At 37.8% G+C, this 20,007-nt stretch carries 16 protein-coding genes; 9 read left to right on the top strand and 7 right to left on the bottom strand.

What is annotated here, in order from left to right; translation table 11 throughout:
• Positions 1-131: 131 nt before the first annotated feature.
• On the top strand, positions 132-902 hold the full coding sequence (locus tag ACOVQ4_RS17555) for a rhamnogalacturonan acetylesterase (RefSeq protein WP_421821917.1): 771 nt from the start codon (positions 132-134) through the stop codon (positions 900-902).
• Between the two features lie 63 nt (positions 903-965).
• On the opposite strand, the gene ACOVQ4_RS17550 is transcribed toward ACOVQ4_RS17555, so the two are convergent.
• Positions 966-1,331, bottom strand: coding sequence for a winged helix-turn-helix transcriptional regulator (locus ACOVQ4_RS17550; RefSeq protein ID WP_421821916.1), 366 nt, complete (start codon positions 1,329-1,331; stop codon positions 966-968).
• Positions 1,332-1,438: 107 nt separating this feature from the next.
• Here ACOVQ4_RS17550 and ACOVQ4_RS17545 point away from each other — a divergent pair, with 107 nt between their 5' ends.
• Complete coding sequence (locus tag ACOVQ4_RS17545; protein ID WP_421821915.1) at positions 1,439-2,071, top strand: NAD(P)H-dependent oxidoreductase; 633 nt, start codon at positions 1,439-1,441, stop codon at positions 2,069-2,071.
• A 194-nt stretch (positions 2,072-2,265) separates the two neighbouring features.
• On the opposite strand, the gene ACOVQ4_RS17540 is transcribed toward ACOVQ4_RS17545, so the two are convergent.
• Positions 2,266-3,810, bottom strand: coding sequence for a S10 family peptidase (locus ACOVQ4_RS17540; RefSeq protein WP_421821914.1), 1,545 nt, complete (start codon positions 3,808-3,810; stop codon positions 2,266-2,268).
• Positions 3,811-4,272: 462 nt separating this feature from the next.
• Between ACOVQ4_RS17540 and ACOVQ4_RS17535 the strand changes: the two genes are divergently transcribed.
• Together ACOVQ4_RS17535 and ACOVQ4_RS17530 are read left to right on the top strand one after the other, a co-directional pair.
• On the top strand, positions 4,273-4,521 hold the full coding sequence (locus tag ACOVQ4_RS17535; RefSeq protein ID WP_176464480.1) for a phage tail protein: 249 nt from the start codon (positions 4,273-4,275) through the stop codon (positions 4,519-4,521).
• Between the two features lie 58 nt (positions 4,522-4,579).
• The gene (locus ACOVQ4_RS17530) at positions 4,580-5,002 is read left to right on the top strand and encodes a phage tail protein (protein WP_421821913.1); all 423 of its coding nucleotides are present in this window, start codon (positions 4,580-4,582) and stop codon (positions 5,000-5,002) included.
• 320 nt (positions 5,003-5,322) lie between these two features.
• Here the strand turns inward: ACOVQ4_RS17530 and ACOVQ4_RS17525 are convergent, their stop codons facing one another.
• Together ACOVQ4_RS17525 and ACOVQ4_RS17520 are read right to left on the bottom strand one after the other, a co-directional pair.
• Positions 5,323-6,885, bottom strand: a complete 1,563-nt coding sequence (locus tag ACOVQ4_RS17525) for a DUF1501 domain-containing protein (protein WP_421821912.1) — start codon at positions 6,883-6,885, stop codon at positions 5,323-5,325.
• Positions 6,886-7,172: 287 nt separating this feature from the next.
• Positions 7,173-8,774, bottom strand: a complete 1,602-nt coding sequence (locus tag ACOVQ4_RS17520; protein ID WP_421821911.1) for a DUF1800 domain-containing protein — start codon at positions 8,772-8,774, stop codon at positions 7,173-7,175.
• 186 nt (positions 8,775-8,960) lie between these two features.
• Between ACOVQ4_RS17520 and ACOVQ4_RS17515 the strand changes: the two genes are divergently transcribed.
• The 5 genes from ACOVQ4_RS17515 to ACOVQ4_RS17495 all read left to right on the top strand — a co-directional run bounded on the left by ACOVQ4_RS17515 (position 8,961) and on the right by ACOVQ4_RS17495 (position 17,394).
• Positions 8,961-9,545 carry an RNA polymerase sigma factor gene (locus ACOVQ4_RS17515; protein ID WP_421821910.1) on the top strand — a complete coding sequence of 195 codons (585 nt, stop codon included), beginning with the start codon at positions 8,961-8,963 and terminating at the stop codon, positions 9,543-9,545.
• Positions 9,546-9,635: 90 nt separating this feature from the next.
• Positions 9,636-10,613 carry a FecR family protein gene (locus tag ACOVQ4_RS17510; protein ID WP_421821909.1) on the top strand — a complete coding sequence of 326 codons (978 nt, stop codon included), beginning with the start codon at positions 9,636-9,638 and terminating at the stop codon, positions 10,611-10,613.
• A 145-nt stretch (positions 10,614-10,758) separates the two neighbouring features.
• Positions 10,759-14,214: a SusC/RagA family TonB-linked outer membrane protein gene (locus ACOVQ4_RS17505; RefSeq protein ID WP_421821908.1), complete on the top strand. Its 3,456-nt coding sequence runs from the start codon at positions 10,759-10,761 to the stop codon at positions 14,212-14,214.
• 10 nt (positions 14,215-14,224) lie between these two features.
• Positions 14,225-15,661 (top strand): SusD/RagB family nutrient-binding outer membrane lipoprotein, encoded by a 1,437-nt coding sequence (locus tag ACOVQ4_RS17500; protein WP_421821907.1) that lies wholly within the window; start codon positions 14,225-14,227, stop codon positions 15,659-15,661.
• A 260-nt stretch (positions 15,662-15,921) separates the two neighbouring features.
• Positions 15,922-17,394: a calcineurin-like phosphoesterase C-terminal domain-containing protein gene (locus tag ACOVQ4_RS17495; protein WP_421821906.1), complete on the top strand. Its 1,473-nt coding sequence runs from the start codon at positions 15,922-15,924 to the stop codon at positions 17,392-17,394.
• A gap of 120 nt (positions 17,395-17,514) precedes the next feature.
• On the opposite strand, the gene ACOVQ4_RS17490 is transcribed toward ACOVQ4_RS17495, so the two are convergent.
• From ACOVQ4_RS17490 to ACOVQ4_RS17480, 3 genes are all read right to left on the bottom strand, one after another.
• Positions 17,515-17,847: a hypothetical protein gene (locus ACOVQ4_RS17490; protein ID WP_166579629.1), complete on the bottom strand. Its 333-nt coding sequence runs from the start codon at positions 17,845-17,847 to the stop codon at positions 17,515-17,517.
• Positions 17,848-18,421: 574 nt separating this feature from the next.
• Entirely contained in the window at positions 18,422-18,802 is a 381-nt protein-coding gene (locus tag ACOVQ4_RS17485) for a hypothetical protein (RefSeq protein WP_421821905.1), read from the bottom strand.
• Positions 18,803-19,247: 445 nt separating this feature from the next.
• A complete protein-coding gene (locus ACOVQ4_RS17480) occupies positions 19,248-19,430 on the bottom strand; it encodes a T6SS effector amidase Tae4 family protein (protein ID WP_421821932.1) in 183 nt (60 codons plus the stop codon).
• Between the last annotated feature and the right edge of the window lie 577 nt (positions 19,431-20,007).

Genomic DNA, 20,007 nt, shown 5'->3' with positions numbered 1-20,007 from the left:
GTTGATTAGGGGAGATTTAGGTTAAGTTCCTTGTGGTAGCATGAGGAACTTCCTTTTTTATAAAGGAGCTATATTTCTCAAATTCAACATTATCTCGAAATCTATTCTGTAATTTAAAACAAAACTCACAGATGAAAAACAAGTTTTTGGTACTTTTTGCCTTCGTTTTAGTATGTTCATTTACAATTCTCAAAACCAAACCTACCATCTATATTATTGGTGATTCAACCGTTCGAAATGGTTCAGGAGCTGGGTCAGATGGTTTGTGGGGATGGGGCAGTTTTATGAATCAACAATTCGATACCGTAAAAGTTAATGTTGAAAACCATGCCATAGGAGGGCGTAGTAGCCGTACATTTTTGACTGAAGGACGTTGGGATAAAATTATGGCAAAATTGAAAAAAGGCGATTATGTAATCATGCAGTTTGGACACAACGACGGAGGTGCCATCAATGACACAAGCCGTGCGAGGGGTTCTATCAAAGGCATTGGTAATGAATCGGAGGAGATAGACAACCTTCTGACAAAAAAACACGAAATCGTACATTCGTATGGCTGGTATATGCGCAAGTACGTGCAAGAAACGCAAGAAAAAGGCGCTACGCCAATTGTTTGTTCTTTAGTACCAAGAAACGTTTGGAAAAATGGAAAAATAGAAAGGGCGAGTCAGTCTTACGGACTTTGGGCAAAACAAATTGCAGAGGAAAACAAAGCATATTTTATCGACTTAAATGAAGTCGTTGCCGCCAAATATGAAGAATTAGGCAAAGAAAAAGTAGATAAGTTTTTCCCAAAAGATCATACTCATCCAAATTATGAGGGTTCGAAATTAACAGCTCAAATTGTGAGCGAGCAGATACAACAACTCAAAAAATGTAAGTTGAAAAAACTTTTGAAATAGACAATTTATTATTTATTCAAGGGCTTCCTCAATGTTGTTTAGCTAGAAGGAAGCCCATTGATTTTATACTAATTCTTGTTCTAAAATCCTTTTTCGGTGTTCAAAGCCCCATTCGGCTATCACGTTAGTAATACTTTTCAGTGAACGTCCATATTCTGTCAATTCATATTCTACACTAATAGGTTGTGTATTTACGACCGTTCTTGTGATTAGAAGATTCTCCTCCAAATCCTTCAATTCTCGACTTAAAACCTTCCCTGAAATACCATTTACTTCTCTTAATAAATCAGAATATCGCATTTTGCCATAACACAAACAGGCAATGATGGAAATTTTCCATTTCCCTCCAATGATATCCATTACATCGTGTATGGCTTGAATCGACTTGCCACATGCGGTTGATTTGTGTATTGGGCTAATTTCTGTCATTTGTCATCTTGTTACCTAAATGTCACTATTACTTTATGACACAAAGTTACTTTTTGTCACCAGGTATTACTAATTTTGTCACATAAAATTAGCAAATAATATTCGTTATGACATTATTAGAATCTTTGGAATGGCGTTATGCTGCCAAAAAAATGAACGGAGAGGTTGTGCCTCAAGATAAGTTGGATTATATCCTAGAAGCTGCAAGATTGGCGCCGTCCTCATCAGGATTGCAACCATATAAAGTTTTTGTGATTTCAAATAAAGAAGTTCTTGAACAAATCAGACCAGTAGCTTGGAATCAAAGTGTAATCACCGAATGTTCTCATTTGTTGGTATTTGCTGCTTGGGATGGTTATTCTTTGGATAAAATCACAGCGGTATTCAACGAAATGATGGAAGTACGTGGTTTGCCATTGAACACCATGGATGCCTACAAATCTACTTTGTGGGGTATGTACGAACCACTTGGTCAAGAATGGCACGCAACACACGCAGCTAAACAAGCGTATATTTCTTTTGGTTTGGCGATTGCTGCTGCTGCCGAGGTTGGCGTTGATGCTACTCCAATTGAAGGGTTTACTCCTCCAGAAGTTGACAAAATCTTAGGCTTGGCAGAACAAGGCTTGAAAAGTGTTGTATTGCTTCCATTAGGCTACCGCGATGCTCCAAATGACTGGAACGTGAACTTGAAAAAATATCGCAAAGCGAAAGAAGAATTTATTGTTGAGATTAAATAATGGTTGAGTGATTAGGTTTATAAATCTAAAAAATAGTCATTATACACGCTCAATTCGGTAGCATCAAAAAAGGGGTCGAAAAACAATTTTCGACCCCTTTTTTGATATTTCTTGTGAATAATCTTCGCTAGACGTAAAATATTACGTCTCTACATTTTAATAAATCACTCATTCACTCAATCACAATTCACTCATTAATATTTGGCTGGTTCGCCAGGTTTTGGAAGAGATTTTTTGATGAAAATTCTTAAGTCTTCATTTGATTTTTCTAAATCCTCCTTACGCAAATACATCATGTGACCCGATTTGTAACCTTCCCAGAACAAACGATCTTTGAATTTGCCGCTTGGATCCATTTGCCACATTGAGTATTTCGCGTTAAAATAATCACAAGCACCATCATAATAGCCCGATTGTACTAATACCTTCAAATAAGGGTTCGTTGCCATTGCTTTGCGCAAATCATACCCCGTATGGTCATTGCTTCTGTCCCAAGGATGAACAGGACCAAACATATTGTATTTCAAATCGGTTTTGTACTTTAGTTCCTCTCTCAAATACATATTGATCGGAGGCGTAAAAGAGTGTAACCACGAGTTGAGTTCGGCATTATAATCTACTTTTTCACCACCTTCACGGGCGTCTACGCCCAAATAGCGTGAGTCCAAACGACCAACGGTATAGCCTTTATCACGAAGAAGTTCTTTCCAGAATAAATCCAAGGAAATGTCTAAGTTGTTTTGAAGTACAACTGTTTCCTTTAGCCCTGAATATCTTGCAAACTTTTTCGCAATTGCCTGACGCTTTTCTGGCGCAATAAAACCGCCTTGTGTAATGGCTGGCAATAATTCCTCGACCGTGAATTTTTCAACTTCTGGAAGCATATCTTCCAGCTTTTTATTTTGAAGACTTGGTTCTAAAACCTTATGATGCCAAGCCGTGGCGGCAAAATAGGGGAGTTTTAAACTAGTTTCCACTGGCCCTTCACGAGGGATACCCAAGTCAGTTGGCGACACCAAAATAACACCATTCAAATACATCCATTGAGATTCTTGAAGGGCGTTTGCCAGACCTGAGACACGAGTTGTACCGTAGCTTTCACCAATTAAAAACTTGGGAGATGCCCAACGGTTGTTGCGACTAACAAAAGTGCCAATCCACTCTGCTAAATACTTAATGTCAGCATTTATACCAAAGAAATTTGATTTAGGAGCGTCTTTATCAATGATTCTTGAAAAACCTGTATTGACAGGGTCTACAAAAACGATGTCAGCAACGTCGAGAATAGAATAAGGGTTGTCTTTGATGCCATACGGTTGAACAGGATAGCCTTCGTCGTCAATCTTCAAAATACGTGGGCCAGTGTAAGCGATGTGCATCCAAACCGAAGCAGAGCCAGGGCCACCATTGAAAGATATAATCAGAGGACGAGTAGCCTTGTCTTTTACATCAGTTCTTTCGTAGTACGTATAGAATAGAGAGGCTTGTATTTTGGCATCATCATTCCACACAGGAATGGTACCTGCCAAAGCCTTGTAAGGCACTTTTTGACCTTTGATAGTTACTTCGTTGGTAGTAACCACATACGAATCAGGGTTGAGCGTGCGACTACCATTGTTGGGCTTGTCTTCTACTGTAGTAGTGAGAGGAGCATTTTCTTTCGGAGCAGGTTTTTGTTGAGCTTGGACAAAAAGCGAAGTCCCCAAGCAAAAACTCAGAAGGTAAAGCGTTTTTTTCATAAGGTTTGTTGAATGTGAAAAAAAGGGTTTCTAACAAAAATACAAAAGATTAGCAGAATGACAAGTATGATTTGTGGTTGTGGGAATTAGAATGATTGTAAAAAACAAATCTTTTCTACCATTAGATAACTAATAATTTAAAGTTTCTCTCGCTGTTTCCAGTAGTTAAAACTGAAATAGGGAAAGAGATATCTATTCTAATGCTTCCTTCGCTCCAATTCAGAAATCAAACATAACGCTTTACGTATGTTCAGTTAAATAGGGAGTCAACCTTTGTTTGATATTATAAATTATGGAAATTTAACCGAAAAATAAATTTTGTAAAATTCAATATATTTTATTTGTATCTATGTATTTCTACGATTAACATTGTAAAAATTTCAAACCTATCGGATTTTTCGCAAAGCCTGAATGCGTAAATTAGGGCAACATTCAATTTACCCCACCACACTATTATTTATTATGCGTGAAATAAACTGTATAGGCATTATTATGCTTTACAATGGTACAACGGCACCTGAAGGATGGTTGCCTTGCGATGGTCGAGCGCTGAAGATTGACCAAAACCCAGCTTTGTATGCTGTTATTGGAAACCAATTTGGTGCAAACCTCCAATATGAGATACGTGAATTTAATCTGCCTGTTTTCCCAAAGGTTGGCTCATGCATGCACATTATCTGCGTAAATGGAGAATTCCCAACGCATGATTAGGTAATGTAAAGTAGTTATAATCAATGTTATCACACTTAGTTAAAAAACTTTTATTAAAATGAGCACGATCAATAAAATTTGCTTATATGCTGGAAGAGGTCACTATCCTTCAAGTTGGAAAAAATGTAATGGGAAAGATGGTGTGCCCAAATTAGACCCCATTAAAGTTTATGATGATGATTACTCAGCTATTCATTATTACTGCGGCATCAATGATGACGAGTACGCCGCAGAACCATTTTTGGGCCAAATTTTAACCTTTGCTGGAAGTTTTGTTCCGCAGGACTGGGTACTTTGTGATGGAAGACTCTTAAGTATTAACGAATATTCCGCCGTTTTTGCTTTAATAGGTACCACTTACGGAGGTGATGGAATGAGAACTTTCGGAATACCTAAAATTCCAAATATCCCTAACCCTAAAGACCCTAACGGAAATCCTATACGATACATATTTTGTGTAAGGGGTATGTTTCCGATGTAAGATTTGATTAGTACTTTTTAGATTATCTAAAGTAGTTTTAAGTGAAACGTGTGGCTTTGTTAACCGTAATTAATGATGTCACACGTTTTGCGTTCTAAACCCTCGCTGTTCCCAGTAATTAAACTTGGACAGCAAGAATCTAAACTATCGCAGATTGGGGATTTTTGATTTCGGAAATAAATTGAACTTATTTTAATTTTCTAAGAAATGTAAAAGATTACACTTCCGAAATCCCAAATCCAATATCCGAAATAAACAATTTTAGAATCCTTCGTACACTAATAATTCATAATTCAGCACTCACAATTCAGAACTCCTACTTACCCATGTTTCATTAATTTCCTAATCTGCTGGTACGATTCATTCTGAAAACGAGCATAATAGACACCATTTTTCCATTTTGAAGTATCTACAGGCATATCGTAAGTGCCTTCAGGATATAGCCCATCCACTGGGGTGTCCATGAGTCTTCCTACATTATCAAAAATTTGAATCAGGTTATGTCCTCCTCTTGATGTATAGACCAAAATCGTACTTTGTTGGAAAGGATTGGGGTAATTGTAGATATATTCACCAGTTGATTCTAAATCCACGACAGGCGAAAGTCCGCAGGCTTGCGGTCGAATGAGTGGTAAAGATTGAAAGGTATCTTTAAATAAAACATCGTCTTTCCAACTAGCATTCATACACAAAAACTGCTCAAGAATCGAACTATATACCGATCGGAAATCATATTGCATGAGTACATTATCGCCCGTTTGAACCGAAGTAGCAATATCTGGCGTGGTGCCCAATACAATTGGATTTACCATATCTCCAAACATGAACATCGGTGCGGCTGCACCGTGGTCTGTTCCGCCACTGGCATTTGATTTGATTCTTCTCCCAAATTCAGAATAGGTCATTCCTACGACTCTTTTGGATACACCCATAGCTTTCAAATCATCGGTAAATGCCTTGATGGCATCCGAGATTTGTTTCCAAAGATTGGCATGCGTTCCCGTGGTGGTATCGGTTGTATTTACCTGATTACTGTGAGTATCAAAACCTCCTAGATTTACAAAATAAACTTTCGTTTTGAGTCCTCCGCCAATGAGGTTTGCCACGATTTTTAATTGTCCTGCCAAATTGGTATTGGGATAGGTTACTAAATTTTTGGCCTTACCTGCGGCTCCTCGTATTGAACTTGCGTATAAATTCGTTTGGTTGGCAACTTCTCTCAAAAACTTCAATTCTTTGCCTGCCAGCGTATCTGGTGCATCTTCTACCTTATTTTGTACCAAATTATAAAAACTGCTGGGGTTAGTAATAGCCATTCCCATAGAAGAGATAGGGCCTTGCAGGGCGGTGCTCACCGTTGAGCCAATTTGTATGGCCAAAGGGTCAGGAAATTGTGAATTGGGATAATTGTTTGGAAATGTAGGATGTTGTAGAGCCAAATATCTTCCAAGCCAGCCGTTATACACGTACTGATTGGCATCTGAGGCCGAATTCCAAATGTCTGTCGCCCTAAAATGAGAAAAGTTGGGATTCGGGTATCCAACACTCTGTATTAGGTTGGCTTTGCCTTCCATAAAAAGGTTATGCAAGCCCCCTGCCATAGAAGGGTGCAGTCCAATATTTCCGTTTTGGGATACCTTCAATAAGGCTGATTCTGGTAGAGCAATATTGGAGCGGGCATTTTTATAAAGCCCATATTTATCAATTGGTATTACTGTATTTAAGCCATCATTTCCACCATTGAGTTGGATTACCACAAGGGTATTTTCGTCACTACTCTGATTTTTTGCAACATTTCCTAAGGCCTTTACCGAAAAACCACTGAGTAATGCAGGCATTAAGAATCCTGATATTGACTGCTGAACAAATTCTCTGCGTTTCATAGAAATAGATTTTAGATAGAAGAAATAATGTGCAAAATTAATTTTGATAAATTGCAAGAGTGAAATATTGGTATTGGCAATTCGCCACTCATAACTAGTAGTGTACGAAGAAATACAAAACTCTCTATTTCGGATATCGGATGTTGGATTTTGGAAGTGTAATATTCTATATTTTGTAAAAAATAAAGGTAATTTGCTTTATATCCAAAATCAGAAATCCCAAATCCGAAATTGTTGAAAATCCTTCGTTTAGCCCTAATTCACAATTCACAATTCATCATTCATGACTAAGTCAACTGATACTCTGGTAGTGACAATAAATATTGATAAAGAGATTGCAATTTACTCTTCACGAGGGTCATGGTATCTTGTGGTTTTACCAACATAGTGTCCCAGATTTCGGTCCAATAATAGTCACTTGACTGCCCTGAAAGTAGAATGTCTCTTTTGACTTGTTCTATTTTTTCGGCTGATAAGGGCACTTTGTACAATAAGGCTATGGAATCGGTGATCAACAAATTAGGGTCGTTCGGCTTTGGTAAGTTTTTGGCAAACGCAATAGCATCAATCTGTATTCTTTTTCCATTACGAGTTATTCCATTGGCAATCATGGTATCAGTATATTGTACTCTTTTGGGATAGGTATCTGCCGTAATCCATGCTTCGTAAAATATGGGTTGCTGATAATACGCAGCCCAACCAGCCACATTGGGAGGGTCACCAATGCTTTGTTGCATGATGGTTCCTTGACGAACGACTTCCACAAAAAATGTGTAAACATCCACAAATTCCGTTTTCGGATTTGGGAATATTACATCAAATTCACGAAGGTTTCCAATGACTAAATCTAGGGGAGATTTGATAACAGCTCCATAAAGCTGTGCATCATAAAAAAACTGACTTTTAAAGAGGGTAGAAAGAACAGGAGTAATCTCAAAATTGTTTTTTCTAAATATTTCGGCGAGTGGCAAAATGACGTTTTTTTCAACAGTCTCATTCAAATCATAATGCACAAAGAACTGATATATTTTCCGACAAATAAACTTACTCAATTCTTCTTTTTGAAAAAGCATATTGACTAATTCATCTAGTTCTAACATGCCATCAGCACCTGATTTTCCTTTGATAACCGTGTTGTTGTAAAAGGCTGAAAAAGTTTTATCACTTGTATCATGCCTACTCGGGGTAAAGCCATAATCTATTTTGAGTGCATCTACCACAAAGCCTGTCAAAACTCTAGCTGCTGCTTTTACGTCGTCCTCAGTGTACTTCGAGTCAGGGCCTTTTCCCATCGTAAAGAGTTCTTGTAGCTCCCGTCCGTAGTTTTCATCGGGGGCTGTTTTGGTATTTTTATTGCCATTCAAATACACCAACATGGCAGGGTCGATGGATATTTCTCGTACAAAAGTCTTAAAGTTGCCCAAAGCAAATTTTCGTAACAGCGAATGATGCTTATATAAATAGCGAGCATCTCGTACTATATCTGCTTCTGTTGAGAAATGATTGTGCCAAAACAGAATCATTTTCTCGTGGATACTTCGTCCTTGATAAAACATTTGTTGGAGCCACCAAGCTTTGTAGCTATTGCGTCGTTTTCCATTAAGAGTACCATCTCCATAAGCGGCAAATGCCCATGTTGAACCGAGTGGAACACCCGTTGGGTCTGTATAATCGGCCGTATTGTAATAGTTGAGTGGCGGCTCTGGAAAAGATTGAGGTTTTAATAATTCATCGACGGACTGACTTAAAGTTTTGGTTTTGAAATAGTTTACATCGGCTGGTTTGGCGCCTAACATTACCCTCTTGAGCAAGTGAGTAATTTGGGGCGTACTCCATTCACCTTTATATTCCTCCAATCCTCCTTTAATTTGTTTACTTGAGAAAGTCATAGTATGTTGTGCTTAGAGTTGGACCTTTTAGATTTTCAATGATTGAAAAGGTTTAATTATTGTCGTTAACCTAGTAAAAGGCTTTGCCGTAAAATTTTGCTAACAATACCATAATAAAAGCATAATGTAATACTCGAGTCTTCGCAAAAATCAAGATTTACCTTTGTGGCAAAATTGGTTTTGCTTATGACAAACACTAAATTTCAAAATGATATTGCTATAATTGAGGCATGGCAAGCGGGCGATTCAGACGCTTTTGAGGTACTTTATCAGAAGTACTGGCGAAAGCTCTACGTCTTTGCACGTCGTACTACACCGAGCGCTGAAGATGCCCAAGATTTGATTCAGGATGTTTTTACACAATTATTGACGCAAAAAGAACAAATAGCCCCTACAGTATTTTCGGAATCTTATTTGTTTGCGATGGTTCGAAATAAATTATTGGATAAAATTCGAAAACAATATGTTCGAGAAGATTATGCCCAAATAATTCGACAAACTTCTACTGATGCTGATTTCTCGACTCAGCAAACCATCTTGACCAACGATTTAGATAATCATCTTCATCAAGCGGTGAATGTTTTACCAGAAAAATGCAAAGAAGTCTTTCAATTGAGCCGATTTGAACAACTCTCTGTTGAGCAGATTGCCCAAAAGCTTCAGATTTCCCCCCAAACCGTCAAAAATCAATTATCTAAAGCCCTACAAGTGGTTCGTTTTCGATTAAGAGAATTTGCAACCCTTGGACTTTTTTTATCTACTTTTTTTTAAAAAATCGTTTTTCGGCATAGTACTAAAATTTATCTCACACGAATACATACATGAAAGGGAAGGAAAACATCCCCATTTCCCTTTACATGAATGATTTCTAAAGAGCAGGAGCGAATTTTACAAGAATACCTAAGTGGCAAAGAAAGCCCCGAGGGAAAAGCCCTTTTTGATCAATGGGCGCAATCGCTCTATGAGGATAAGTCTTTTCAACCTTCCGACTCTGAGGAGGCTTTATCGAACGCCCAGCAAAAAATGTGGGTAAATATATCCTCTGAAAAAGATGCCCCAATCATTCGTTTGGCTACTTCGTGGGCACTTCGTGCTGGAGTCGCCGCTAGTGTTTTGTTAATTTCTATCCTAGCTTGGAAATGGATTGGCAAATACAACCAACCAGTACCCGAGTATGAGTTAAGTTATCAGACTATCAAAACAAAGGCAGGAGAGCACGCCACAGTTACTTTGGAGGATGGTTCGAAGGTATTTTTGAATGGAGCCTCAAGTTTACGTTTTCCCAAAAAACTACTTGGACAAACTCGTCACGTATATTTAGAAGGGGAAGCTTATTTTGAAGTAACTCACAACCCTCAACAGCCTTTTATCGTTAGCTCAAAACACTTGAATACCACGGTGAAAGGCACCACTTTTGATGTGCATGATTACACACAAGACACCCAAGCCAAGGTGACCGTATTGACAGGGAAAGTAGCGGTAGAAATGGCCAATAATCCTCAACGTAATTGTCTCATTCTTCCTAATCAAGTTTGTACTTATCAAAGTGAAAAAGCGAATTTAAGTCAATCAAACGTCACTGATGCCAGAGAGTCAATCAGTTGGAGAGAACGAAAGGTTTACTTCAAGCGTGAGCGTATGGGTTTGGTTTTTAGGAAATTAGAACGAATGTATGAGGTGTCATTTCAAGTTGAAAATTCTCGGTTATTAGATTGTACTTGGATTGCCTCTTTCGAAAATGCTAGCTTAGAGGAAGTCTTACAATTGATGCAATCTTCATTAGGTATCCAATATCAAATCAAAGGAAAGGAGGTTATTATAAAAGGAATTTGCCAATAAATACGAGTCCAAAATATAGTTTTAGACTATTTTACTAATAAAAAAAGGTCAATGAAGGGTCGAGCTTCATTAACCTTGCAAACAATCCCCATGTTGTAGCCCCTTTTACAAGGTGCCCTTATAGGTTATTATCTCAAGCAAACTTATGCAAAAAAAACGATTCTCGCTAATAATTAGGCGAATCATCTCAGTGCCAACACTCTCGTTGGCCTTAGGCTTTGGTGTATGTCATGTACAAGTATCCCAAGCACAAGAAGTATTGAACAACAAAGTTTCGGTTCAGGCTCAAAACCAGAGTTTAGAAAACGTTTTATCTCAAATCGAAAAACAAACTGGCGTACGTTTTGTCTATTCAGGAAGTTTGATTTCGGAGAAAGATAAAGTCACTTTTTCTGCCCAAAATCAAAACCTGAAACAAGTGTTGAACGGTATTTTTTCTAACAGAAATATCGATTTTAGCTTTTCTGGAAATAATCAAATTGTTCTAAAAGCAAGCCCAAAGTCGCAAGACCACACTTCGGTAAGCGGAAAAATCACCGATGCTCAAACAGGAGATGCTTTACCTGGGGTAAACGTATCGGTAAAGGGCACAAGTAAAGGCGCCACTTCTGATGCCAACGGTAACTTTAAAATTAGTATTTCAGATAAAGACGCTGTTTTACTATTTTCTTTTGTGGGATTTTCTTCACAAGAGGTACCAATCAAAGGAAGAAATCACCTCAATGTTCAATTATCAGAAGATAACAAATATCTCAATGAGGTAGTGGTTACGGCTTTAGGTATCAAAAGAGAGGAAAAAGCCCTAGGATATTCAACCCAAAAATTAGACGGCTCGGCTGTGACAGATGCCCCTTCTAACAACTTTATGAACGCACTATCGGGTAAAGTTGCAGGTTTGAACCTAACCAAAACCGATGGACCAATGGGCAGTAGTCGCGTGACATTGCGTGGGGAAAGTATTTTGGATTTCAACTCGCCAGGCGCTTTAATCGTGGTCGATGGCGAACCGATTAATACTTCTTTTCAAGGTGTAGGACATGGAGCGTATTTGGGTGGTGATTCTCCCATCGATTTTGGGAGTGCATTGACAGATATAGACCCTAACAATATTGAGTCTATCAACGTGTTGAAAGGTCCTGCTGCATCTGCCTTGTACGGCTCTCGTGCAGGAAATGGAGTCATTATTATCACGACCAAAAGCGCAAGTAAGGACAAAAAAGGGCTTGGGGTTTCGTTTAACTCTTACATTAGTGTTGACCAAGTAAATCGTTGGCCAGATTACCAATATCAGTATGGTCAGGGAACGGCTGGTCAGAATTATTACTCCTATGGTACAACGGCTGATGGAGCAGGAACGCAAAGTACAAGTTCGGCTTGGGGACCAAAATTTGATGGTCAATTATTTTATCAGTATGACTCGCCTCGTGATGCCAATGGAGTTTTTACAGAAAGAACTCCTTGGAAACCTTACACTGACAATCGCAAAAACTTTTTTGAGCAAGGAGTAACCTTATCAAACAATATCTCGATTACCAATGTGAAAGACAAAAGCAATACTCGTTTGAGTCTCTCGCAAATGAAGAATAACTGGATTTTGCCAAATACAGGTTATGAGCGCATTAGTTTAGGTTTCTCAAATAATTCACAGATTTCGGCTAAGTTGAGTACTTCTGCTAAGGTGAACTATTACAATAAATTTAGCGATAACCTTCCGTCGACGGGCTACAACAACCAGTCTGTTATGTATTTCATTGCCTTCCAAAACCCGAATGTTAATTTGGATTGGTATCAGCCTTACTGGTTACCGGGCAAAGAAGGTCTGGAACAAAATCACCCTTTTAGCTCTTTGATTGATAATCCTTATTTGATTGTATATGAAATGCTGAACAAATCGAGTCGTCATAATGTAACGGGTACTATGTCGGCTACCTACAATATTTTGAAAGGCTTGGATTTGACGGTGCGTACTGGTTTGGATATGGGGTATGAATTTCGTTCGCAACAACGTCCGAAGAATACCCAAAAATTTCAAGCAGGTATGTACCGTCAGCAAAATGTATTTAACCTAGAATCTAACTCTGATTTTTTGTTGAAATACAAATTGCCACTTGAAAAAACTTGGCAAGTAACAACAAGTTTTGGAGGGAATATTTTGAAACAAAGTCAAAAATTTACCAATCAATTAGCTGACCGCTTGGTGATTCCTGGGGTATATAATTTGGCAAATTCTGAGCAATTACCGCTCACTCAAAGTGATCGTGCCGATAAGCGAATCAACAGTTTGTATGGTTTTGTAAACCTTGGCTACAAAGATTTTGCCTTTTTGGATGTAACTGGTCGTAACGACTGGAGTAGCACTTTACCAAAACAAAATAATTCTTTCTTTTATCCATCAGCTACATTGAGTTTGGTTTTATCTCAAATGACCAATATGCCGAATTGGATAAGCTACGGTAAAATCCGTGGGGCGTATGCCAGTGTAGGATATGACGCTCGCCTTGGGACATATAACTTGGAAAAAATCTATAACTCTGGTACATTTCCCGGCGAACTAGAAAGTCCTAATGTAATTGCCAATCCAAATTTAAAGCCCCAAAGAAACAACTCTTTTGAGGCAGGTACAGAATGGCGTTTCTTCAAAAATCGCTTGAGTTTGGACGCCACCGTTTATGAGCAAACTACAATTGACCAAATTTTGTATGCACCAGTGGAATATGCTTCTGGATATAGCTCTTCACTCATCAATATGGGTAAAGTCGTAAACAAAGGTGTTGAGTTAACCTTGAATGGAAATCCTGTGAAAAATTATGCCGGATTCTCATGGGATGTGACGGTAAACTGGTCAATGAACCGTAATAAAGTATTGGAGCTAAATAATGAAACTGGAAGTGTTATTTTGGCAAAATACGTTGGTAGCCGTGTAACAGTGGAGGCTAGAGAAGGTCAACCTTTAGGAACAATTTACGGGCTTGGCTTCAAGCGTTCGCCAGAAGGACAAATTGTATTTGACAAAGATGGATATCCTGTGCTTACTGACCAGTTTGTCAACCTAGGTAACACAAATCCTGACTGGAGGGGAAGTATTTCTAATAATTTTAAGTACAAAAACTGGAGTCTCTCTGTCTTGTTAGATATTCGTCAAGGGGGTAGAATCTTCTCATTGACTAACTCTATTTTAGGTGAACAAGGTAAGACTACAGCTACATTAGCAGGTAGATACGACGGTATTATTGGCGAAGGAGTAACCCTCAATGCTGACGGTCAATATGTGCCAAATACCACCAAGGCGACTAATATCGTAACGTATTACAACAAATGGTATGGTCGTGACAATGTAGAAGCTAATACATTTGATGCTTCATTTGTAAAACTTCGTGAAGCTCGTTTGGCTTACACGATTCCAGCAAAAATACTTCGTAAGACTTTCCTGAGAGCTGCCAGTATCGGAATTTACGGTCGTGATTTATTCGTATGGTCAACTTTCCCAGCTTTTGACCCCGAAACATCTACGCTGGATAATGCCACCATCACACCAGGCTTAGAAGTTGGACAATTCCCATCTACTCGTACAATGGGAGCAAACCTTACTATTTCTTTCTAATTTTTATAACATGAAAAAACTTATCTTTTTATATCTTTTACTTATTGTAGCTCTGACGTCTTGTACAGAAGGCATGGAGGAACTCAATCACGACCCAGAGGGTGTATCGTCGGCAACAGCAGGGAGTTTTATGAATACTGCTATTTTGGAAGGGGTCAATACTGGTTTAAGTAGAAGTCATCGTCTCAACAATGAGTTGATGCAAGTAACAGTATCCTTGACTGAAGGCAATACGGTCTTTCACCGTTATGTACTTTTTCCGAGTGAGTCAGATTATATGTGGAGCAATTACTATTTGTCATTGACTAATATCGAAGATATGATTCAAAAGGCAAAAGCCATGTCTCAGCCCAATTATTTAGCCATTGGACTGACCTTAAAGGCTTGGTTATTTGCGAACTTGACTGATATTTATGGCGATATCCCATATTCACAGGCACTAAAAGGTTATCCCAATTATGTGGTAAATCCTACTTTTGATAAACAAGAGGACGTTTATAAAGATTTGATTGCCAAATTGGATACCGCAAATGCCTTGTATGATGTGACCAAAACACTGACTTTAGGGCAAGATGCCTTGTTTGGGGCAGATAAAAGTACGGTAGGAACTTTGCGCTGGAAAAAATTTACTAATTCCCTCCGTTTGCGCCTATTGATGCGAGGTGAAGCAAAATCCACTGCTTTTCAGGCACAGCTAAAAAACATGTTGTCAAGTCCAGACAAATATCCATTAATGCAAAGTGCTGATGAAAGTGCAGCTCTGAAATTCACACAAGTTACGCCCTTGTTGAATCCTTTTACCAGTACTCGTGATTATGATTTTAATGGAGCAAATGCCGTTTCAGAGTTTTTTATCAAAACCTTAAGTACTTGGTCTGACCCAAGATTGGATATTTGGGCTACGAAAGCCAGTGGTAAATACACAGGTATTCCAAGTGGCTATACCATAGCCGAGGGTCCAGCGATGAACGCGATAAGTTCTTCAAAACTTAACAAAAACCTTAAAACTTCTTTAATTTTAGGTACTATCTTGCAGTATGCAGAAGTAGAATTTTTGTTGGCTGAAGCAGCCTTCAAAGGATATACCACCGACAGTCCCAAAGACCATTATGAGAAGGGTATTTCTGCTTCTATGAAATATTGGGGAGCAACACAACCGACGGATTTTTTGATCCGATTGGGCGTGGCTTACAACGGAACGCTCCAACAAATCATGACGCAAAAATACATTGCTCTATTTTTCAATGATATGCAACAATGGTTTGAATATAAGCGTACGGGATATCCTGTTTTGCCAGTTGGTAAAGGTGTTGAAAACAACGGCAAAATGCCGATGAGATTAAAATATCCCTTATCAACCCAGTCGCTTAACCGTGCAAATTACGATAAAGCAGTAGCGCAAATGGGAGCAGACGATATTAATACCAAAACATGGTGGACGAAGTAATGAGGTAATTATGAGTGGTGAATTGTGAGTGTAAAATTCTAATAATCAGTATTTTATTTGTAAATTTTACGCTTGGAATTAGTGCTGAATGAAGGTTTTATTTTGTTCAATAAAGTTCTTATTTATAATTTTTGGGGTGTAGCGGCAACCCTTGCGGTTGCCGCTACATCAATTTTTATTTTAATGATAAAACTCAAGCTTCTTACACCACTAATTCACAATTCAGCTTTAATGTTTAGCTACAAAAACAACCAAAATATATGTTTAACAGAAGAAATTTTCTTAAGAATTTTGGAATAGGAGGGGCAGTGCTTAGTACGCCATCGGTTATGTCGAATGAGCTCTCTACCTCAACCGAATTTGTAACAATCAAAGGAATCGTTACTTCCAATGGGAAGGGTATTCCTCAAGTATCGGTTACGGATGGTTATACCGTTGTCAGAACTGATAATAGCGGTAAATACCAAATTAAGGCACATTCGCAAGCGGAGTTTGTGTACATCAGTGTTCCGTCGGGTTATGAGTTTCCCAATGAAAAAGGCGTTGCTCGTTTTTATCAGAAAATAGATACCTCAAAAAGTACTTTTCAAGCAAATTTTACCCTGAAGCCACTATCTGTTGACGATACCAAACACCAATTTGTAGTCTGGGCTGACCCTCAGATTATTTCTAAAAAGGATGCTGAAGAACTACAAAAGTCGGGAGAAGATTTGGCTGAATTAGTAAAAGCAGCTCCGAAGGATACTCTTTTTCATGGTATTGGTTGTGGCGATTTAGTGTGGGACCATTTCGAATTGTTGGATGATTATATTGCTGCTTTTGGAAAAGCTCATATTCCATTTTTTAGTGTCATTGGCAACCATGACATGGATTTGGATGCCAGAACAGACGATTTTTCTTCAAAAACCTTTAAAAATACTTTCGGCCCAACCTACTATTCGTTCAACCGTGGCAAGGTTCACTATGTAGTTTTAGACGATGTGTTCTTTATGGGAACAGCCAAGAAATACGTTGGCTATCTCACTGAAAACCAATTGCATTGGTTAGAGCAAGATTTGGCTTCTGTGCCCGAAGGCTCTACTGTCGTGGTAAGTTTACATATCCCGACTAACACAGGTCATGCTCGTCGTAATAAACTCAAAGAAGAGGAACTTGGGGGGACTGTTGCCAACAGACGTCAATTGTATAAAATACTTGAACCTTTCCAAGCGCATATTATGTCGGGACATACCCATGTGAATGAAAAATGGGAGGAGGGCAACATCATCGAACACGTTCACGGAACGGTTTGTGGTGCTTGGTGGACAGGCCCAATCTGTACGGATGGCTCTCCAAGTGGATATGGCGTGTATCAGGTCGATGGTGGAAATATTTCCTGGTATTATAAAGGAACGGGAAAACCTGCAAGTTATCAATTGAAGGTATATCCGAAAGGTGCTAGTAAAGAATTTCCCGATAGCATTGTAGCCAATGTTTGGAATTGGGATAAAAAATGGAAAGTTGAATGGTGGGAAGATGGCATTGCAAAAGGAGCAATGGAGCAAAAAGTTTCATTGGATCCATTAGCTGTGGAGCTTTTTGCAGGTCCTGATTTACCAAAGAAACATAAGTTTGTAGATCCAACTTTGACCGACCACCTATTTTTTGTACAGCCTTCAGCGCAAGCCAAAACTATCGTGGTGAAAGCTACAGATAGATTTGGTAATGAATTTACAGAACAGATAAATTTATAAAACGCAACATAAGGGTAGTTGAACAAAAGCGGTCGGAAAATATTTTCCGACCGCTTTTTTGATAAAACTTGGGACATGATCACAATCCTAAAAAATTGGGATGAACAACATTTTGGCTATTTAAGCATTTCGAGTCTGGAGAAAATAAAGACGCATCACAATGATAAGCAAGCAAATAGTCACAAAAACTGTCGAAACATCAGCTATCCAAATACCAATATTCATGACTAAACCAGCATAAATATACTCAACACTTAGAGGGGAGTCTTTCCCTTCAGGAGTTCTAAGATATTTACTCAAAAAATAAAAAAGTACAAGATTGATGAATATCAATGAAAGGGATAAAATAGAGCCTTGGTCAAAAGGAAAATAGAGTGTTTTGTATTGAGCAAAACATACGTTTACAATGATCGGTATGCCAGCTACAAGTAACCATTTGGGAAGATTCATCATGAGCTATAGTTTAGGTGAAATATTGAGTGGAATATACTATTTCGAGGGTATTTTTTTGTTTACATTCCAAAGTCGGTAGGCAGCACTTAAAGAAAATAAGCCCAATAATGACCAGATTGATACGGAATAACTACAGACGATTTGAAAAATACTAATAGAAAAACTAAGTGGAAAATAATCCCAAATGAAAACTCGAAAAGAATCTATTGACTTGAAAATGGTTTGTAAATTGTACAAATGGTAGAGCCCTACCACCATAAGCATACTTCCATAAAATAGCTGGAATTGGTCTAGTGTTGGGTAAATATCAATGAAGAAATGACAAAAAAGAATCAAACTTGCCGTTGCTAAAATTAGTAAAAGGGTTACGAACGTTTTCATGTGACTGCTATTTAAAAGTTAAAAGGTGAACTAATTCTAAATTAATCAGTTGTAATCAAAAACCAATAGATTTTGACTTAATATTTTTAAGATTAAATAAAAAAATCCCTGATAATGTTTCGGCGTAAATATTACGACACGAACAATTATCAGGGATTTTTGTGAAAAGGAGTTGCTTTTTTTAAACAATTCTCTACAACTCCACTAATTCTCTCTTATTGCGTATATAATTATCTTCTTCCCAATTTTGTTCATCAATATTGGATTTTAGGTAATTCAATGAAATGGTTGTAACTGTAAGCAAAACTTGTGAAATCAAGGATGCTTCTTCCATTTTTAGCATAAATCCATTGATACCCATAGCGACCAATAACCCTCCTAAATAGAAATAAGAAAGTTTCTGAGATAACAAAACAGCCTTGAAAGCCAAAGCAAAATGTGCCAGTAAGTAAACATTGAAAAACAGCACTGGAATATTAGCGCTAATAGGCGCATTCCAGACTGAAATTACCTGATAAATTGAGGTAGTGATAAAAGCAAACCCTAAAGCAAGGAAAAATTGTTGTGATTTCATAGGCAAGAAAGACCTAGTATTTAAGAAAATTTATTAATAAAGTACAAAATTTACCTTTAAACGAAAAGAAGGCAAGGTTTGTCACTTTAAATTATTAAACGACAGATATGCTTGAGTGGAAACTTGGATTCCAGTTGTGAAATCTAACATCATTTAATTGAATAAGATTGGTCAAGATAAAGCCATTAACAGATGCTTTCCTGATAGTTGAACTTCTAACTTTTAAAAATTTAAGTTTTATTTTATAAAACGCGCTTTCTTTTGAACTCCAGCTCGTTCTTGTTAAAATATCAGGGATAAGTCAATTATCCAAGTTTTGATTTGCCCGAATTGCCAAGGCTTGAAGATGTAACAAATAAGCTTTGTAAGTTTGTGCGATTAGAGGAAGTTGTAAATGCCGAAAGAGGTCTCATTTAGGCCACCATATAGATCTTAAAGGATATTTCTAGCACTCCCAGAGGTATGCTTTTGTTACTTTTGCTCCTTTTCCTTCAGAAGGTAGATTGAAGTAGTCGTGTTGGCCATACAAAATGTTATTTCCATCCCATAACGTAAAGTGACCAGTGGCGTCATTCCACCCGGTAACCTCAAAACAAATAATTCCTCTCCTGTTTTTAAACTTAGCAATATCGATATATCCATTTATCCCAATTAGAGTATGTTTAAAAATTAGGGAGGGACAAAAAAGGAATCAGAATGTTATCTATTAAATGACCAAATTTAGAAGATATGCAAATCTATTTTGAAGACTTGTCTGATTCCCGCTATGAATTTAAAGCAAAAATTTTAAATGATCTCACGGGCAATCCCGTAAAGGAAGCGTAAATATAAGCCAAGAGCTGTTATTAATGCGAAATTATGGATACACAGAACAGGTATTCAGTGGCGAAATTTAGATACGAAATATCTACCTTGGTGAAGGGTATATTATTAATCGGAGATGGGAAAGTGATGGCAAAATAGAGCGTCTAAACCCTAAGTTGGATAAAATAGAGAGTAAAAAACAATGAGAATACACTAATTACTGTACAAAAAGAGAAAAGGTATTTAGACTTTTTCAATGCATGTTTAAAAACAGTTTAAAACTGTTAAAAAAATGAGTCCAAGACTAAGTCTTGAACTAGTAACTTCAATTTTGTCCAGTAATCAGTCCATTTGCAGAAAATATCAATATTGACTCTGATTATCAAGGCGGTATTATTCAG

Source organism: Flectobacillus sp., assembly GCF_049240685.1.
Lineage (GTDB): Bacteria > Bacteroidota > Bacteroidia > Cytophagales > Spirosomataceae > Flectobacillus.
Note: the sequence above shows the minus strand (reverse complement) of the source record. Positions and strands in the feature narration are given on the sequence as shown.

What these genes read in the sequence shown, in the direction of transcription:
- ACOVQ4_RS17490 (WP_166579629.1), bottom strand. Translation starts at nt 17,847, where the DNA reads ATGATGAATCTTCCCAAATGGTTACTTGTAGCTGGCATACCGATCATT.
- ACOVQ4_RS17505 (WP_421821908.1), top strand. Translation starts at nt 10,759, where the DNA reads ATGCAAAAAAAACGATTCTCGCTAATAATTAGGCGAATCATCTCAGTG.
- ACOVQ4_RS17555 (WP_421821917.1), top strand. Translation starts at nt 132, where the DNA reads ATGAAAAACAAGTTTTTGGTACTTTTTGCCTTCGTTTTAGTATGTTCA.
- ACOVQ4_RS17540 (WP_421821914.1), bottom strand. Translation starts at nt 3,810, where the DNA reads ATGAAAAAAACGCTTTACCTTCTGAGTTTTTGCTTGGGGACTTCGCTT.
- ACOVQ4_RS17500 (WP_421821907.1), top strand. Translation starts at nt 14,225, where the DNA reads ATGAAAAAACTTATCTTTTTATATCTTTTACTTATTGTAGCTCTGACG.
- ACOVQ4_RS17545 (WP_421821915.1), top strand. Translation starts at nt 1,439, where the DNA reads ATGACATTATTAGAATCTTTGGAATGGCGTTATGCTGCCAAAAAAATG.
- ACOVQ4_RS17495 (WP_421821906.1), top strand. Translation starts at nt 15,922, where the DNA reads ATGTTTAACAGAAGAAATTTTCTTAAGAATTTTGGAATAGGAGGGGCA.
- ACOVQ4_RS17515 (WP_421821910.1), top strand. Translation starts at nt 8,961, where the DNA reads ATGACAAACACTAAATTTCAAAATGATATTGCTATAATTGAGGCATGG.
- ACOVQ4_RS17550 (WP_421821916.1), bottom strand. Translation starts at nt 1,331, where the DNA reads ATGACAGAAATTAGCCCAATACACAAATCAACCGCATGTGGCAAGTCG.
- ACOVQ4_RS17535 (WP_176464480.1), top strand. Translation starts at nt 4,273, where the DNA reads ATGCGTGAAATAAACTGTATAGGCATTATTATGCTTTACAATGGTACA.
- ACOVQ4_RS17485 (WP_421821905.1), bottom strand. Translation starts at nt 18,802, where the DNA reads ATGAAATCACAACAATTTTTCCTTGCTTTAGGGTTTGCTTTTATCACT.
- ACOVQ4_RS17525 (WP_421821912.1), bottom strand. Translation starts at nt 6,885, where the DNA reads ATGAAACGCAGAGAATTTGTTCAGCAGTCAATATCAGGATTCTTAATG.
- ACOVQ4_RS17520 (WP_421821911.1), bottom strand. Translation starts at nt 8,774, where the DNA reads ATGACTTTCTCAAGTAAACAAATTAAAGGAGGATTGGAGGAATATAAA.
- ACOVQ4_RS17510 (WP_421821909.1), top strand. Translation starts at nt 9,636, where the DNA reads ATGATTTCTAAAGAGCAGGAGCGAATTTTACAAGAATACCTAAGTGGC.
- ACOVQ4_RS17530 (WP_421821913.1), top strand. Translation starts at nt 4,580, where the DNA reads ATGAGCACGATCAATAAAATTTGCTTATATGCTGGAAGAGGTCACTAT.